The following is a 17423-nucleotide window of genomic DNA, read 5'->3' as shown; positions in this document are numbered from 1 at the left end:
TGTTTTGATTGTCAATCTTAATCCTGCAAAAATAGGGAAAAATGTGCATTATTCCTAAATCCCATTTCTCAAATCAAATATCATCTTCAATCTCCTCTTCCTCATCCCATACCACCTCCGGTTTTTGAGGTCCCTCCTTGCGATAAACAATTGACATGATCAATCCGGTGAGTGCCCCGGAGAGATGGCCTTCCCAGGATATTGAAGGATCGACCAACTCTGTAACCGGAAAGATGCTCCAAACAGAGCCTCCGTAAATAAAAGCCACAATAAGGGATACCGCTATCAACGGAGTATATTTACGGATGATGCCACTGAAGAACAGGAAGAAAAGCATCCCAAAAATGAGTCCGCTGGCACCCACGTGGAGTGCATTCCTGCCAATCAGCCAGGTGATCATTCCACTGATGAACCACATGGCTACAAAGGCTTTAAAGGCTATCTTGCTGTAAAAATAAAAGAGAAACCATGTGAGGATGAACAATGAAAGGCTGTTTGACCAAAGGTGAGAGAATGACGTGTGTAGCAAAGGGGAAAAGAAGATTCCCCAAAGACCTCTCATTTCTCCGGGTGTGACTCCCAATTGCATGATTTCATGCTGGTCAAGGAGGGTCTGACCTACCAGGAATATCAACCATAAAAGAGCCAAAAAAAGGATGGCCGGGATTGATGCAAGCCATATCCGTCTCTTTACCAGTGTCACCTTATCTGTTTCCAGCTGCTCCATTTTCAATGGTTCTTGTTCAAACTGATCAGCAACAAAAGTACTAACATTTCCGCAGTTGAGTAAATTAGACCGGGATTAATCAATTAATTCTTTTTTTCGTTTGTTCGATAGAGGCAATTTTATTATCTTTCGCAGGAATTCAACGGAAGGCACCCTACCCTAAATTGTTACTGGCGATGAGTTATCTTAAATTTGACAAAGAGCTGATGATTAACCTTGAATATTCCCTCTACCGGAATATATTAAGGACCAACCGTAAAGGCGCATACCAGAACACCTCGATTTCGGGGTGTAATACCAGCAAGTACCAGGGATTACTGGTGATGCCTGTACCCTACATGGACGATGAGAACCATCTGATCCTCTCCTCGTTCGACGAAACAGTGATCCAGCACGGGGCTGAGTTTAACCTGGGCATTCACCGGTATGCCGGCGATAATTACAGTCCAAAGGGGCATAAATATATCAGGGAGTTCAACTCTGACAGTATACCAAAGACCATTTACCGCATCGGGGGGGTGATTCTCTCGAAAGAGGTGATGTTCTCCTCGAAGGAGAACCGGATAATGATCCGTTATACCCTGTTGGATGCCCACTCTCCTACCACCATCCGCTTTCGCCCCTTCCTGGCGTTCCGCAAGATATCACAGCTTACACGGGAGAACGACCAGGTGGACCGCTCTTTCAGGGAGGTAGAGAATGGCATCAGCACCTGCATGTATTTCGGATACCCTGAATTATACATGCAGTTCAGCAAGAAACCGGAATTTGTATATCATCCCGATTGGTACAAGGATATTGAATACCTGCAGGACCTGCTTAACGGGGATACCTACCAGGAAGATCTTTATGTACCGGGATATTTTGAGATGTCGATAGAGAAGAACGAATCGATCATCTTCTCAGCAGGAGATATGATGGTAGATCCTGCCAATCTGGCTGGTGAATATGAATTCGAGATCCAGAAACGGACACCCAGATCAAGTTTCTTCAACTGCCTGAAAAATTCAAGTCACCAGTTTTACTATATCCCCGGCAAGAATGAACATTACCTCCTGGCAGGATATCCCTGGTTCAAAGTACGGGCACGGGATCAGTTTATTGCTCTTCCCGGCTGCACGCTGGCAATTGACAAATCTGATGACTTTGAGAAAATCATGGATACCGCGATTCCACATCTCAGGAACTTCATGAATAACAAACCTTCCAAAAGCTTCCTCAAGCAGATAGATGATCCGGATGTGTTGTTGTGGGTAGTATGGGCGCTTCAACAATACCACAATGAGCAGCGAGAAAGTTTCAGAGAAAAGTATTCAGCATTTCTATTCGAGATCATTGATTATCTGTCAGCAGGAAAGCATCCCAACCTGGCATACCAAGAGGAGGAAGGACTGCTCAGCACCTACGGAAGGGATGTCGCAGTAAGCTGGATGAATGCTCTACATGATGGCAAGCCTGTCATACCCCGATCGGGATTTCTGGTGGAATTCAACGCACTATGGTACAATGCCCTGAAGTTCGCCGAAGAGATCGCACGCAATGCCGGTAACGAGGAAGAGGCAGCTTTACTGGAAGAGCAAGCACGGCTTGCGGGCAACTCGTTCAAGGAGAAATTCATGAACGATGCGGGATATCTTTATGATTACGTAGATGGCAACTTCAAGGATCCGGATGTACGTCCCAATATGCTTCTTGCCATCTCTCTCACCTATTCACCACTGGAAAGATACCAAAAGAAATCGGTAATCGATTTTGTCACCAAGGAGCTTCTTACTCCTTGTGGCATCCGCTCACTGACCCCCAAGAGTTCTCGTTTTCACCCTCACTACCGGGGAAATGAGAAGGAGAAAAAAACAGCCTATTTCAACGGGATGGCCTTTCCCTGGCTAGTGGGCCATTACATAGAAGCTTATCTCAAGCTGTTCCAAAGGAGTGGCCTGTCGTTGGCAGACCGGATCATGGTGGAGATGGAGGGAGAGATGCAAAACGACTGCATCGGCACCATCTCCGAGTTTTATGACTCCAACCCGCCCTTCATGGCACACGGTGGATATTCATTTGCTATGAGTGTCGCGGAACTGTTGAGAGCACAAAGAATCATCAATAAATACAAGTAAAGAACCGAACAGATTGAGTCGGCAACGACTTCTACAATCATAAAAAAAGTACGCATGAAGGCATTAATGTTTGGCTGGGAATTTCCGCCACATATATTGGGAGGCCTCGGAACAGCCAGTTACGGGCTTACAAGGGGGATGGCACAACAAGAGGATATGGAGATCACCTTCGTGATTCCCAAACCATGGGGGGATGAAGACCAAAGCTTCCTTAAAATCATAGGGGCAAACAACACCCCCATCGTCTGGCACGACATTAACTGGGAAAGAGCACAAGCACGCCTGGAGAAGTTCATGGATCCGAAAGATTATTTTCAACTGCGAGACCATATCTATGCAGATTTCAGCTACATGCACACCAACGATCTGGGTTGTCTTGAGTTCTCCGGCAGATATCCCAACAACATCCTGGAGGAGACCAACAACTACTCCATTGTTGCAGGTGTGATTGCCCGATCCTACGCCTTTGATATCATCCATGCCCACGACTGGCTCACCTATCCGGCAGGTCTGCATGCAAAAAGTGTAACCGGTAAACCACTGGTCATCCATGTACATGCCACCGAATTTGACCGGAGCCGTGGGAAACCCAACCCGATAGTATACAATATTGAAAAGGATGGAATGGACAACTGCGACCACATTGTATGTGTGAGCGATCTGACGCGTAAGACCGTCATCGAAAACTACCACCAACCCTACTGGAAGGTAACTACCGTACACAATGCAGTAGACCCCCTCAGTCCTGAGATAGATGCCATTGAACGTCAATCAGGCGTATCGGAGAAGGTCGTAACCTTTCTTGGAAGGATTACCATGCAGAAAGGGCCGGAGTTTTTTGTGGATGCAGCCACCCAGGTGATCCGCAAGACTGATCACATCCGCTTCGTGATGGCCGGCAGCGGGGATATGATGGATCAGATGATCCGATTGGTAGCCGATAGGGGGATTGCCCACAAGTTCCATTTCACAGGTTTCCTGCGTGGCAAACAGGTGTATGAGATGCTTAAATCGAGCGACGTCTATGTGATGCCCTCAGTATCTGAACCTTTTGGCATCTCACCCCTCGAGGCGATGCAATGTGGCGTTCCGAGCATCATCTCATACCAATCAGGCTGTTCTGAGATCCTGCACAATGTGATCAAAACCGACTACTGGGATGTAGACGCGATGGCCGACGCCATCTATTCGATCTGCACCTATCCCGCCATGGCGGAACATCTCAAGAAAGAAGGAAAGATTGAGGTGGACAACATCAAATGGGAAGATGCCGGACTGAAGATTCGTCACATCTACGACAGTCTAATGTAGACAAACAAATACAACATCATATGAAAAATATTTGCTTTTACTTTCAGATTCACCAGCCTTTCCGGTTGAAGAGGTATCGTTTTTTCAATATTGGCAGAGATCACTATTACTTCGACGACTATGCCAATGAGGAGATCCTCCAACAAATTACTGCCCGCTCCTACATACCGGCTAACAGGATGTTGCTGGATCTGGTGAATCAGTACAAGGGTAAGTTCAAGGTCACCTTTTCCATCTCCGGAGTAGCGCTGGAACAAATGGAGATCTTTGCACCCGAGGTGATAGATGGTTTCCGTGAACTCGCAAAAACCGGTCATGTGGAATTCCTGACCGAGACCTACGCCCACTCACTCTCGAGCCTCTTCGATCCGGAGGAATTTCGCAATCAGGTACAACAGCATGCTCAACGCATCGAAATGCTTTTTGGTATAAAGCCCACAGTGGTACGCAATACGGAACTGATCTATTCCGACGAGATTGCCGAAATGGTCTACGACATGGGTTATACCAGGATGATCACAGAAGGAGCCAAACATGTGCTGGGATGGAAGAGTCCCAATTACGTCTATCAGGCTGCCACTCGTCCGGAGATGAAGCTGTTGCTCAAGAACAGCCGTTTCAGCGATGACATCACCTATCGCTTCTCCAATTACAGTTGGAACGAGTATCCGCTTACTGCAGAGAAATTCATTTCGTGGATTGCAGCCACTCCTCCCGACGAGGAACTGATCAACCTCTTCATGAACTATGAGACATTGGGCAATCTACAGCCGGCACACACCGGTATCTTTGAGTTTTTCAAAGCACTTCCTCGGTTTGCGATAGAGAACGGCATTGGGTTCACCACACCGGGTGAAGCCCTTGACAGTCACGAAGCCATTGGCACCATGCTCGTACCCAACACCATCTCCTGGTCGGACGAAGAACGTGATGTGAGTGCCTGGTTGGGCAACAAGCTACAACAGAGTGCGCTCAAATCACTTTACGAGGTGGGCGAAAGGGTAAGACTCTGCACCGACAGGCGACTCAAACAAGACTGGATCTACCTCCAGTCAAGCGATCACTTCTACTACATGTCGACCAAACATTTTGGCACGGGGCAGAGCCAATTCAGTCCCTACATGTCGCCCTACGACGCATTCAACAACTACATGAATGTGCTGAGCGATTTCATTGCCCGTGTGAGGGCACAGTACCCCGACACGGTCGACAATGAAGAACTGAATGCGCTGCTCACCACCATCCACAATCAGGAGATGGAAATTAAACGGCTTCAGTTGGAGCTGAAGACCGTGATTGGCAGCAATGAGGATCTCCTGGTGGCGAGAGGGAAAAGTCAGAAAGCTGAAAAAGAAAAATAGAGTAAATATCACCAATCAAAAAAAGGAGCCCGAAAGCTCCTTTTTTTGATTGGTTGAATCTTGTGCAAACCATTTATTTTGCATAGCTGACCGCTCTGGTTTCACGGATCACAGTGATCTTCACCTGGCCGGGATAGGTCATCTCGGTCTGGATCTTACGTGCAATCTCATCAGACAGCTTTTCAGTATCCTGATCATCAATCTTATCAGCACCTACGATCACGCGTAACTCACGTCCAGCCTGAATCGCATAGGTCTTCACCACACCGGGATAAGAGAGCGCCAGATTCTCAAGGTCATTCAGACGTTTGATGTAAGCCTCCACAATCTCCCTGCGCGCTCCGGGGCGTGCACCAGAGATGGCATCACACACCTGAACAATGGGAGCCAGCAAGGTGTTCATCTCCACTTCGTCATGGTGCGAACCAATGGCATTGCAGATATCCGGTTTCTCCTTGTACTTCTCTGCCAGCTTCATACCCAGCACCGCGTGCGGCAACTCAGGTTCATCATCAGGCACCTTGCCGATGTCGTGCAGCAGGCCGGCACGTTTCGCTTTCTTAGGATTGAGTCCCAGTTCGGAAGCCATGATGGCACAGAGATTGGCTACCTCACGGGAGTGTTGAAGGAGATTCTGGCCATATGAAGAACGATACTTCATCTTACCCACCATGCGGATAAGCTCGGGGTGAAGGCCATGAATGCCCAGATCGATCACTGTTCGCTTTCCTGTTTCAATGATCTCCTCTTCAATCTGTTTCTTCACCTTCGACACCACCTCCTCAATACGTGCGGGATGAATGCGTCCATCAGCCACCAGCTGATGAAGTGAAAGACGGGCGATTTCACGTCGCACAGGATCAAAACCACTGAGAACAATCGCCTCAGGAGTATCATCCACCACGATTTCCACGCCTGTAGCTGCTTCCAATGCACGAATGTTACGTCCTTCACGACCGATGATACGTCCTTTCACCTCATCCGAATCGATGTGGAAGACAGTGACTGAGTTCTCGATGGAGGTCTCAGTGGCCACACGCTGGATAGACTGGATCACGATGCGCTTTGCCTCCTTGTTGGCAGTCATCTTGGCCTCTTCCATGATGTCGTTGATATAGGACTGGGCTCCGGTCTTGGCTTCCTCTTTGAGCGATTCAACCAGTCTCTCTTTTGCTTCTTCGGCCGACAGTCCTGAGATTGTCTCCAGCTTTTCAACAGATTGACGATGGAGACGTTCCATTTCGCTGTTTTTCTTTTCCAGAAACTCCTGCTGACTGACGATGTTCTGCTTGATCTCGTCAAGTTCAGTAGACTTCTTGTTGAGCTCCTCCTGCTTCTGGTTGAGCGACATTTCCCTTTGTTTAAGCCTGTTTTCTGTCACCTGTATCTTCGATACCCTGGCATTGGCCTGCTTCTCCGCCTCAGCTTTCAAAGCCATGGTCTCTTCCTTAGCTTCCAACAGCATTTTCTTCCTGATCACATCGGCATCCTTCTCCGCATCGCTCAATATTTTTTGTGCGCGGGAGTTAGCAGCCTTACCGGTCAGGAACCAGGCGATCACCGCTCCGGCAATCAGTCCGATAATCCCTATAACTATTTCCATACAAATTTTTATTAATGATTAATATTCTCCTCCAAGCAACAATCCGTTGCCTTTCGGAAATGTTCTGTTCTCTTGTTATATGACTTGTCTCAATAATTCTTCTTTTCCATTGGTCATCACCACCACATTCCATCTTAGGAGTTAACGGCGAAACCTTACCCATTCACTAAAAACATCAAACGCACTCATCCGGGCGGATCGTCCATCCAACCAGAAAGGGTGCGTCTGTCGACTTCTGATAAACAGCAAGATGAGTCAATGCTTAAGATAATGATCCAGGTCGTTGATCAACGACCCAATCTTCTCTTCAAAGGGTTTCGTATCATTTTTATCACCGAGAGAAAAATTCTCAGCCAATGCCTGTATGGCTGTCATCGCCACAAAGTCCTGTGTCGTCATTCCGGATTTTTCTCCTCCGTAGGCAACGCGGTATTGGTTTATCTTTCTGTTTATCCTGGCGGCGGCATCACGATAAGCCTGCTCCTCGGATCTCCTGATTTTCAAGGGATATCTCTGGCCGGCTATCTCCAATGTCAATATTAACTTTTCGTCGCCCATCACATAAATTTTTAAAAGGTTATTTCAATAAATTTATGCATTTATCAACTTCTCGCACCAGTTTTGACAGTCTCTGTTTGGCAGCATTCACATCAACTGAAGCCGCTGTGATTGTTCGTGCAACCTTCAGACTGTCATATTTTGTTTTCAGGCGATTCAGATCAAAGACAGCTTCATCGATCTGTTGTTTCCTGGTTTTCAGCTCTGTTTTCAGCAAAGCGTTTTCCTCTTTCAGCGAATCACACAAGAACATCACCTGTTTGATACGTACTTCCAGATCGACCAGCAGCTTCTTATTATCATCTGTCATATGAAACGTGCCTCTAAATTATTCCACTACAGAACATCATGCCTGCGAGTTCCAAACACCAAAAAGTGAACAAATGAAATAATCGCATGAAAACAAAAATTCAGGCAAATATAAGAATTGTGAAAGAATTTTACAAGTGAAATCTTTTTATTTTTCAAACATTCATCCCTTTATGGCCATTTTCTGCTCTTGTGGTTGAGATTTTGTATCTTTGGTCTTCTTTTAAGGATAGATGCAAATAAGAAAAACATGAGAAAAATCGTTTTTGAGATCAGCGACGCAATTCTTCGAGCTTGTCCTGATTTTCGGTTGGCAGCGATTTCCTGCAAGGTGAAGAACAATGACTACAACGAGGAGTTGTGGAAAGAGATCAATCACTATTCAGCACAGTTTGCCTCATCTAACAGTATGGAAAAGGTTAAGCTACACCCTGCCATTCGTGCCACCCGCGAAGCATACAAGCGATTGGGAAAGGACCCCAATCGCTACCGCCCCTCTGCGGAAGCACTTTGCAGACGCATTTTGAAAGGACAGGAGTTATATCAGATCAACACTTTAGTGGATCTGATTAACCTTGTTTCCCTGAAAACAGGTTACTCGATTGGCGGATTCGATCTTGACAGGATTGGAGGTAACCTGATACTCGGTGTGGGTGAAGCCAATGAACGGTTCGAGGCTATCGGCCGTGGTCTGCTGAATATTGAAGGGTTGCCGGTTTACCGCGACGACAAGGGCAGTATCGGCACACCCACAAGTGATGAAGAGCGCACAAAAATCACAACCAACACGGCCCACCTCTTGATGATCATTAACGCTTACTCCGGTAAGGAGGGCCTGCAGGAGGCGGTGGCATATTCCATCAACCTCCTGAATAGGTTTGTCGATGCAACATCTGTTGAAGTCACATTCGCTTCAATTGAGATGAAACCATGATCAAGGATTAGGGTTCATTCTGTTTTTCTAAGGATGATCCTGAAAGTAGCACCTTTTCCCGGCTCCGATTTCAACACGAATATTTCACCTTTGTGCTGCACCTGCACAATCCTTTTCACGAGCGCTAAGCCAAGTCCCCACCCACGCTCTTTGGTGGTGTAACCGGGGGTGAATATTTTTTTTTGATTTGCTCGTGGGATACCTTTGCCACTGTCTGTGACATCAAACATAACCCGGTTTTTCTTCTCAGTGAGACTAAATGTGATTGCTCCCTCTCCTCTCATGGCATCCGCTGCATTCTTCGTGAGATTTTCAATCACCCAGCCGAAAAGTGGTTTGTTGATTGATACCAGAACAGGTTCTGAGGGAAACAACAACGAAAAAGTGATCTTATCTGACAACCTTTTTCCAAGGTAAGAGAGTGTTTCTTTCACCTCCTCCCGCACGTCTGTCACCTGCAGGTCGGTTGCGGAGCCAATCCTGGCAAAGCGTTCCGCAATCATCTGCAAACGGTTTGTGTCTTTCTCAATCTCGGCCAACAGCTCTGCATCCATCTCTTTCAGTTTCATATACTCCGTCCATGCCACAAGTGAAGAGATGGGTGTTCCCAGCTGATGGGCTGTCTCCTTCGACAATCCCACCCATACACTGTTTTGCTCGGCCCGCTGTGAGCGGTTCAACGCAAAAAAGGCGAGGGCTACAAAAAGGGCAATGACAAAAAGTTGTATATAGGGAAAAAGCTGCAACTGCTTTAACGTATAGGAGTCATCAAAATAGAGTGTTTGATTCAGCTCTGTAAGCTTCACAGGTTCATGTCTGCGGCTAAACTGTACCATCCTTTCACGAAGCACGGCAGCAGTATCCTCTTTCGGTAAACGGATGTTGTGAGACACCAACCTGTCACTCTGCTCATCATGCAGTATTGCAGGAATGGAGCTGTTACCCTGCAGGATACTCAACACCAGCGACATATCTGCGTCAGGCTCATCACGTGAAATCGACTCCGCAGCCTTGGCCCAAACCTCCATCTTCTGCCTCTCTTCCTGCGACAACTCCTTTACCAGCATACCTGACAGCAACAGGGAGAGTACCCCTACAAACGTTGCAAGGATCACAAAAAGATAAGTAAGAGTTTTCCGGGGAACCATCGCGTTTTAAATCAATAATCAATAATTTCAGTTAGCTGAACGGTCGGTCAATATTTCCGGTTTCGTCTCCGGCAAGTAACTGCTTCGTATGCGCCACTCGTTCGGATAAAGGTTGTTCGCCCTGATTCCGATGTTCTTAACAAATCCAATTGGTTCATGGTGATAGGTGAGCAGAACAAATCCCCTCGTTGCATCCGAAAGTGTGATGGCCTCCTTTCGCAGAAAAGCCACTGCTTGGCTGTATGACAGTTCGTAGCAGACAAATGCTTCTCGATTCAGCTCACTGCTCATCGCAAGTGAATGAGAGGGAATCAGGTCTTTTCCTTTCCTCTCTCCGATTGAAATACCCATGGAGAGAACCTTTAAGCGCTCTTTCAACTGGAGCATTGTTTCCACATGAGTCACGGGAAGGGCTGAGATGCGATTGTCGGACTCTATGAATCTGAACCGCTCCGGATTGATCACCCATGTGGCAAAGTCAGTGATATCTTTCATAAATGGAGAAGGTTTCTGTCTTCCTTTTTTAACGGAGTGAAGAGCCTTCTGATCAATTTCAGGTTCAGCTGAATCTCTTTTTCGCAAGAGGGTAACAAACAACCCCTCCCCGATTGTCCTGTTCGGAAAAAAACGATAACAGATCGCATCGTGAACAAAGGAGGGAGTGATTCCCCACTCCTCTTTAATCTCTACCTCAACAAACGATGCACCCAGACTGTGTGCCGCCCAGAGTGCATTCTCCTCATTCTCGAATTTGTTAAAGGTACAGGTGCTGTACACAAGCACCCCTCCCGGTTTCAGTGAGGACCACACATCAGCGAGGATATCCCTTTGCCGTGTAGCACACATCGCCACGTTCTGCGTCGACCACTCCTCGATGGCTACTGGATCCTTGCGAAACATACCCTCTCCCGAACAGGGAGCATCTACCAGAATAAGATCGAACAGTTCCGGAAAAGCATTGAAATCACGGGGATGGTTATTTGTAACCACACTGGTCGAGACTCCATACTTCGTCAATGTCTCTGACAAAATGTTTGCCCGTTGTCTGACCAACTCGTTACTCACCAGCAGACTTCCCTCCGGCAATGCCGACAACAGGCTGACCGACTTTCCGCCTGGAGCACCACAAAGATCCAGACAAATTGCCGGCTCCTTTACCAGCTGCCGCACCACCTGCTCCACGAACATGGAGGAGGCCTCCTGCACGTAATAGTAGCCGGCATGGAAGAGTGGATCGAAGGTGAAGGCCGGACGTTCCTTCAGGTAAAAGCCCCAATCCGACCACGGTACCGGTTGCAGAGCCAGATTGAAATCCAATGGATTTCTTTTCAACTTGTACGGGTTCAGCCGAATGGTTACTGGTGCTTCGCTTTCCAGTGCCTCAAACAGCTGCGCCGATTCATCCCCTAGTAACGACCGCATGGAGAGAATGAAATCTTCAGGGAGTTTCATTGAGCAGATCTTTTACCTGCAAAGATAAAGGATTTTTGCAGAATCGTTTTGAAATGATTCCCTATTACACGTCGTCAATAAAAGCTATCTTTGTCTCATCTTATCCAATCATCATTGAAAATTGTGTGCAATGAATAAGAATTCATCCCCCCTTCCCTGGAAAGTGCTGGAAAGTGAATACCTGCACAAGAGGCCCTGGCTCACTGTGCGAAAAGAGAAACTGGAAATGCCCAACGGCAATGTGGTACCGGATTACTATGTTCTGGAATACCCCGACTGGGTAAATATCATCGCCATCACGAGGAAAGGCAAGTTTATATTGGTGGAACAATACCGCCCCGGTATCGGCAAAACCTGCTTTGAACTGTGTGCCGGTGTGTGTGAAGAGGATGATCTCTCTCCACTTGCCTCTGCACAGAGAGAGCTGCTGGAAGAGACCGGTTACAGCGGGGGCCACTGGAAGGAATTTATGCGTGTAGCCCCCAATGCCAGCGCTGCCAACAACTACTCCTGGTGTTTTATCGCCGAAGGTGTGGAGAAAACCGGCGATCAGGCACTGGAAGAGTCGGAAGACATCACGGTGCATCTCTTTTCATTCGATGAGGTGAAGGCACTTCTTGTAAGCGATCAGATCATCCAGGCAACGATGGCAGCACCATTGTGGAGATATATAGCGATGCAAGAGAAATAGAATAGGCTGAGCCTCGTTTCTTATCCTTATTTTGTCTATTTTTGTAGACAAAAGGTCTGCAAGCGAAATGGACAAACCCTCACTTTTTTTGATACCGGTGATGCTGGGTGATACCCCAGTTGATCAAGTAATCCCATCCTACAACATGACGGTGATATCTCATCTGAAACATTTCATCGTGGAGAATGTGCGTTCGGCACGTCGCTTTTTGAAAGCGTGCAACCCTGACATAGAGATTGACGCTCTTACCTTTTATGAACTGAACAAGCACACTGACAAAGACAGCATCTCAGACTACCTGATACCCTTGAAAAAAGGTGAAAGTGTTGGCGTGATCTCCGAGGCGGGATGCCCCGCCGTGGCGGATCCAGGAGCTGATGTGGTGGCTATTGCCCAGCAAAAAGGATATAAGGTTGTTCCGTTGGTAGGCCCCTCCTCCATTCTGATGGCGGTGATGGCATCCGGCTTCAACGGTCAGAGCTTTGCTTTTCACGGCTATCTGCCCATCGATCAAAATGATAGAGCCCGAAGGATCAAGCAACTGGAAGCACGCTCCTACAGTGAAGATCAGACACAGCTATTCATTGAGACCCCCTACAGGAACCATAAAATGGCTGCAGACATTCTACAGCACTGTAATCCGGCAACGAAACTCTGTATTGCAATGAATATTTCGTGTAAAGATGAATACATTGTCACACGAAGTGTGAAAGAATGGAAAGGTAAACTACCTGAGATGCATAAAAAGCCCTGTGTCTTTCTGATTTATAAAGGATCATGAATATTAAGCAAAACATACAGTTACAGCCCTACAACTCTTTCAAGACAAAAGCGGTTGCCAGACTTTTCGCTGAACCGGAGAGTTCAGAAGAGCTGTCTGTGATATTTAACCGCTTTCCTCTGGAAAAAAAGCTGGTCCTGGGTGCCGGATACAACCTCTTCTTCACCCAAGATTTCGATGGTTTGATCATCAGACCTGCCATAAAAGGCATTCACCTTGTTCATGAGGATGAAGAGAAGGTGGAGCTGGAGGCAGGTGCTGCGGAAGATTGGGATAAACTGGTTGAGTGGGCTGTTGCAAGAGAGTATGCAGGTCTTGAGAACTTGTCGTTAATCCCCGGCTCCGTTGGGGCAAGTCCTGTACAGAATATAGGAGCGTACGGCAGGGAGGTAAGTGAGTGCATCACACTGGTCAACACGGTGGATCTGCAGACAGGCAAAATGAAATCTTTCACCCCGGAACAGTGCAACTTCTCTTACCGTGACAGTCTCTTCAAACAGACGCAACACTACCTAATCACCTCCGTACGCTTTCGTCTGGAAAAGAGTTATTCCTACCGCGAGAGATATGCCGACCTGAGCCGTGAGCTTGATGGTATTACAAACCCTACCCTCACTCAGGTACGGGAAGCAATCATCCGTATCCGCACCCGTAAACTGCCTGACCCTGAGATATTGCCCAATGCCGGTAGTTTCTTTAAAAACCCACTGTTGACGATACAGGAAAAGGATGCCCTGTTACAATTACTGCCCGACATGCCACTCTATACGTTCGGCGACAACCAATACAAGACATCGGCAGCTTTTCTCATAGAAAAAGCAGGTTTTAAGGGGATGCGAAAAGGGCTTGTGGGAGTCTATGAAAAGCATGCCTTGATCATTGTCAACTATGGGACCGACAACGGCAAAGAGATAGCAGCTTTCATAAAAGAGCTACAACAGGAGGTATTCCGGCAGTATGGAGTGATGCTGGTGCCTGAAGTATGGATTTTTTAACCGGATGAACAGAGAAGAACAGAAAAAAACGATTGAATATGGCATCATTTATCATTGAAGGCGGACACAGTTTAAGCGGAACCATCACCCCGCAAGGAGCCAAGAATGAGGCGTTACAAGTGATCTGCGCAACACTGCTCACAAGTGAAGAGGTCATAATTGAAAATATTCCCGACATCCTGGATGTCAACAACCTGATACGGTTGCTGCAGGAGATGGGTGTAAATGTAGAAAGGCTCAACGAGAGCGCCTACGCTTTCCGCGCCGATCGGATCGATCTCGCCTACATCCAGTCTGATGACTTCATGCGAAAGAGTGCTTCTCTTCGCGGGTCCATCATGATCATCGGTCCCCTGCTCGCCCGATTTGGAGAGGCGGTAGTCCCCCAACCGGGTGGTGACAAGATCGGACGCCGTAGGCTCGACACCCATTTCAATGGTATCATGAAACTGGGAGCTCACATGATCTACAACGAGCAAAAAAAACTCTTCACCCTCACCGCATCAAAACTAAACGGCTCCTATATCCTGCTCGATGAGGCATCGGTGACCGGCACCGCCAACCTACTGATGGCAGCTGTACTGGCAGAGGGGGAGACCATCATCTATAACGCGGCCTGTGAGCCATACGTGGAGCAACTGAGCCGTATGCTGGTGCGCATGGGCGCACGCATTGAGGGTATCGGTTCCAACAGGTTGACGGTAAAGGGTGTCTCACAACTGTCAGGTTGCCGCCACCGTCTTCTGCCGGACATGATTGAGATTGGCAGCTTCATCGGCATGGCAGCCATGACCGCCTCTGAGATCACCATCAAGGACACCTCTGTAGCCAACCTGGGAATCATTCCGGATAGTTTCCGCCGACTCGGCATCACCATTGAACAACAGGAAGATGATCTTTTCATCCCCCGTCAGGAAAGTTATACCATTGAGTCATTCATCGACGGGTCCATCCTCACTATCGCAGATGCCCCCTGGCCGGGATTAACCCCTGACCTGCTGAGTGTGATGCTGGTGGTGGCTACCAAGGCCAAAGGGAGCGTGCTGATCCATCAAAAGATGTTCGAGAGCCGTCTCTTTTTCGTCGACAAGCTGATCGACATGGGTGCGCAGATCATCCTCTGCGACCCTCATCGGGCAGTGGTGATTGGCCTGGACAACCTTTTTTACCTGAAAGGGACGACCATGACCTCGCCCGACATCCGTGCCGGTATCTCCCTGCTGATTGCAGCAATGAGTGCAAAAGGGAAAAGCACCATTCACAACATCGACCAGATTGACAGAGGTTATCAGCAGATAGACCGCCGATTGAATGCATTGGGAGCTCAGATTGAACGATTATCCTGATGATTCATATAACATATCCGGTACGCCCACTTAATGGTCTAATCGGGATAAATGTTCTGAGGTTCAAAAAAATTGAGTGGCTGTTTGCACGATTTATTTGCTTTTTAGGTCACTCTTTTATTACTTTGCAGATTCATTTGAAGAGATCAACAAACAAATGTTGCTTGCTGACCCCTGAACACAAATCAGAGTGATAACGACTCATTAACCACAACTAGTAATTATGCCAACGAATGCGGTCGTAACCGACATTAAACAAGTAACCATCCGTTTTTCCGGTGACTCCGGCGACGGGATGCAGCTCTCGGGCACCCTTTTCTCCACCCTTTCAGCAATCTTCGGCAACGAGATAGCGACCTTCCCCGATTTCCCGGCTGAGATCCGGGCACCACAGGGATCGCTGCATGGTGTATCCGGTTTTCAGGTACGCATCGGTGCGAAAGATGTTTATAACTCTGGTGACAAAACTGATGTGCTGGTGGCGATGAACCCGGCAGCGCTGAAAGTCAATGCTCCTTATTTGAAAAAGGGTTCAATCGTATTGTTCGACACCGACTCCTTTCAGAAGAAAGATATGGACAAGGCACTCTTCAAGACGCAGGATCCCTTTGAAGAACTAAACCTGCAGGATATACAACCAATAGGGGTAGCCATCACCTCGATGACCAAATCATCCCTGGAAGACTCGGGACTGGAAAACAAGGAGATGCTGCGCTGCAAGAACATGTTCGCCCTGGGCATCGTCTGCTGGCTCTTCAACCGACCACTGGAGATCGCCGACAAATTACTGGAACAAAAGTTTGCCAAACGGCCGAAGATCGTCGTTGCCAACATCAAAGCACTGACCGACGGCTACAACTACGGCAACAACATACACCTTACCGCCTCGACTTACCGGATCGAACCAATCGAAGCCACAAAAGGCTTCTATACTGACGTGAACGGAAACACCGCCACTGCCTACGGATTGATTGCGGCCGCTGAGAAGGCAGGGTTACAGCTCTTCCTGGGCTCCTACCCCATCACACCGGCGACCGACATCCTGCAGGAGTTGGCCAAGAGGAAGGACTTCGGCGTGAAAGCCCTGCAGATGGAAGATGAAATTGCAGGGATCACCTCCTCCATTGGTGCTGCATTTGCCGGTAGCCTTGCGGCCACCTCCACATCAGGACCGGGGTTGGCATTGAAAAGTGAGGCACTGGGACTGGCGGTGATGACCGAGCTACCCCTTGTGGTGATCGACGTGCAGCGTAGTGGTCCCTCCACGGGGATGCCCACCAAGAGTGAGCAGACAGACCTGAACCAGGCTCTCTACGGCCGCAACGGTGAGAGTCCCCTGGTAGTGATGGCCGCAGCCTCCCCTATTGACTGCTTCGAAAGCGCTTACGCTGCCAGCAAGATTGCACTGGAGCACATGACACCGGTGATACTGCTCACTGACGGCTACATCGCAAACGGATCTTCTGCCTGGAAGATACCCGATATGAAAGAGTATCCGGACATCAACCCTCACTTTGTTCAAACCCACTTCAATGGGGATGCCGGTGAATGGAAACCATTTATGCGTGACGAAGACACACTGGTAAGATATTGGGGGGTACCCGGAACACCCAGCTATATGCACCGCATCGGCGGTTTAGAGAAGGATCTGCTCACCGGAGTTATCTCTTCCAATCCGGAGAACCACCAGCGAATGGTCAACATCCGTAAACAGAAGATCGACAACATAGCCAACTTCATACCCGAGCAGGAGGTGCTGGGTGACCCCGATGCAGATACACTGATTGTCGGATGGGGCGGCACCCATGGTCACCTCCTGGAGACCATGTTGCGGTTGCGCGACAACGGTAAAAAGGTGGCATATGCCCATTTCCGGTACATCTCCCCCCTCCCTGCCAACAGCCACGAACTGTTAAAACGCTACAAGAAAATCATTGTGGCTGAACAGAATAACGGCCAGTTCGCCAACTACCTCAACGGTCAGTTCGCCGATCTGAATAACATTTGCAAGTACAACAAAGTGGAGGGTCAACCCTTCAAGGTGAGTGATATGGTTGAAGCATTTACCCAAATGATGGAAGGAAAATAAG

The 17423-nt window shown here is 48.0% G+C and carries 15 protein-coding genes; 9 read left to right on the top strand and 6 right to left on the bottom strand.

Annotated features, from left to right (window positions below):
• Positions 1–73 precede the first annotated feature (73 nt).
• On the bottom strand, positions 74–727 hold the full coding sequence (locus JS578_11000) for a rhomboid family intramembrane serine protease (GenBank protein ID QRX63379.1): 654 nt from the start codon (positions 725–727) through the stop codon (positions 74–76).
• 176 nt (positions 728–903) lie between these two features.
• Between JS578_11000 and JS578_10995 the strand changes: the two genes are divergently transcribed.
• The 3 genes from JS578_10995 to JS578_10985 are packed head-to-tail and all read left to right on the top strand — an operon-like array spanning position 904 to position 5516.
• Positions 904–2844 (top strand): glycogen debranching enzyme family protein, encoded by a 1941-nt coding sequence (locus JS578_10995; protein QRX63378.1) that lies wholly within the window; start codon positions 904–906, stop codon positions 2842–2844.
• Between the two features lie 54 nt (positions 2845–2898).
• The gene (locus JS578_10990; GenBank protein ID QRX63377.1) at positions 2899–4155 is read left to right on the top strand and encodes a glycosyltransferase family 4 protein; all 1257 of its coding nucleotides are present in this window, start codon (positions 2899–2901) and stop codon (positions 4153–4155) included.
• A gap of 20 nt (positions 4156–4175) precedes the next feature.
• Positions 4176–5516: a glycoside hydrolase family 57 protein gene (locus tag JS578_10985; GenBank protein ID QRX63376.1), complete on the top strand. Its 1341-nt coding sequence runs from the start codon at positions 4176–4178 to the stop codon at positions 5514–5516.
• A gap of 73 nt (positions 5517–5589) precedes the next feature.
• Here the strand turns inward: JS578_10985 and rny are convergent, their stop codons facing one another.
• The 3 genes from rny to JS578_10970 all read right to left on the bottom strand — a co-directional run bounded on the left by rny (position 5590) and on the right by JS578_10970 (position 7987).
• Positions 5590–7119: a ribonuclease Y gene (rny, locus tag JS578_10980; GenBank protein QRX63375.1), complete on the bottom strand. Its 1530-nt coding sequence runs from the start codon at positions 7117–7119 to the stop codon at positions 5590–5592.
• Positions 7120–7374: 255 nt separating this feature from the next.
• Complete coding sequence (locus tag JS578_10975; protein QRX63374.1) at positions 7375–7677, bottom strand: cell division protein ZapA; 303 nt, start codon at positions 7675–7677, stop codon at positions 7375–7377.
• 19 nt (positions 7678–7696) lie between these two features.
• A complete protein-coding gene (locus JS578_10970) occupies positions 7697–7987 on the bottom strand; it encodes a hypothetical protein (protein ID QRX63373.1) in 291 nt (96 codons plus the stop codon).
• Positions 7988–8236: 249 nt separating this feature from the next.
• Between JS578_10970 and JS578_10965 the strand changes: the two genes are divergently transcribed.
• On the top strand, positions 8237–8920 hold the full coding sequence (locus JS578_10965) for a hypothetical protein (protein ID QRX63372.1): 684 nt from the start codon (positions 8237–8239) through the stop codon (positions 8918–8920).
• Between the two features lie 14 nt (positions 8921–8934).
• On the opposite strand, the gene JS578_10960 is transcribed toward JS578_10965, so the two are convergent.
• Entirely contained in the window at positions 8935–10068 is a 1134-nt protein-coding gene (locus JS578_10960; GenBank protein QRX63371.1) for a HAMP domain-containing histidine kinase, read from the bottom strand.
• Positions 10069–10095: 27 nt separating this feature from the next.
• A complete protein-coding gene (locus tag JS578_10955) occupies positions 10096–11520 on the bottom strand; it encodes an rRNA cytosine-C5-methyltransferase (GenBank protein QRX63370.1) in 1425 nt (474 codons plus the stop codon).
• 130 nt (positions 11521–11650) lie between these two features.
• Between JS578_10955 and JS578_10950 the strand changes: the two genes are divergently transcribed.
• The 5 genes from JS578_10950 (at position 11651) to JS578_10930 (ending at position 17422) form a co-directional block, all read left to right on the top strand.
• Positions 11651–12211 carry an NUDIX hydrolase gene (locus JS578_10950; GenBank protein ID QRX63369.1) on the top strand — a complete coding sequence of 187 codons (561 nt, stop codon included), beginning with the start codon at positions 11651–11653 and terminating at the stop codon, positions 12209–12211.
• A gap of 67 nt (positions 12212–12278) precedes the next feature.
• Entirely contained in the window at positions 12279–12992 is a 714-nt protein-coding gene (locus tag JS578_10945) for an SAM-dependent methyltransferase (GenBank protein ID QRX63368.1), read from the top strand.
• Positions 12989–13987, top strand: coding sequence for a UDP-N-acetylmuramate dehydrogenase (murB, locus tag JS578_10940; protein ID QRX63367.1), 999 nt, complete (start codon positions 12989–12991; stop codon positions 13985–13987). Before JS578_10945 ends, murB begins: the two co-directional genes overlap by 4 nt.
• 38 nt (positions 13988–14025) lie before the next feature.
• The gene (murA, locus tag JS578_10935) at positions 14026–15333 is read left to right on the top strand and encodes a UDP-N-acetylglucosamine 1-carboxyvinyltransferase (GenBank protein QRX63366.1); all 1308 of its coding nucleotides are present in this window, start codon (positions 14026–14028) and stop codon (positions 15331–15333) included.
• A gap of 223 nt (positions 15334–15556) precedes the next feature.
• Positions 15557–17422, top strand: coding sequence for a 2-oxoacid:acceptor oxidoreductase subunit alpha (locus tag JS578_10930; GenBank protein QRX63365.1), 1866 nt, complete (start codon positions 15557–15559; stop codon positions 17420–17422).
• Position 17423: the final 1 nt, after the last annotated feature.

Source organism: Dysgonomonadaceae bacterium zrk40 (assembly GCA_016916535.1).
Lineage (GTDB): Bacteria > Bacteroidota > Bacteroidia > Bacteroidales > Dysgonomonadaceae > Proteiniphilum.
The sequence above is the reverse complement of the archived record's forward strand: the minus strand, read 5'-3'. Positions and strand labels throughout refer to the sequence as shown.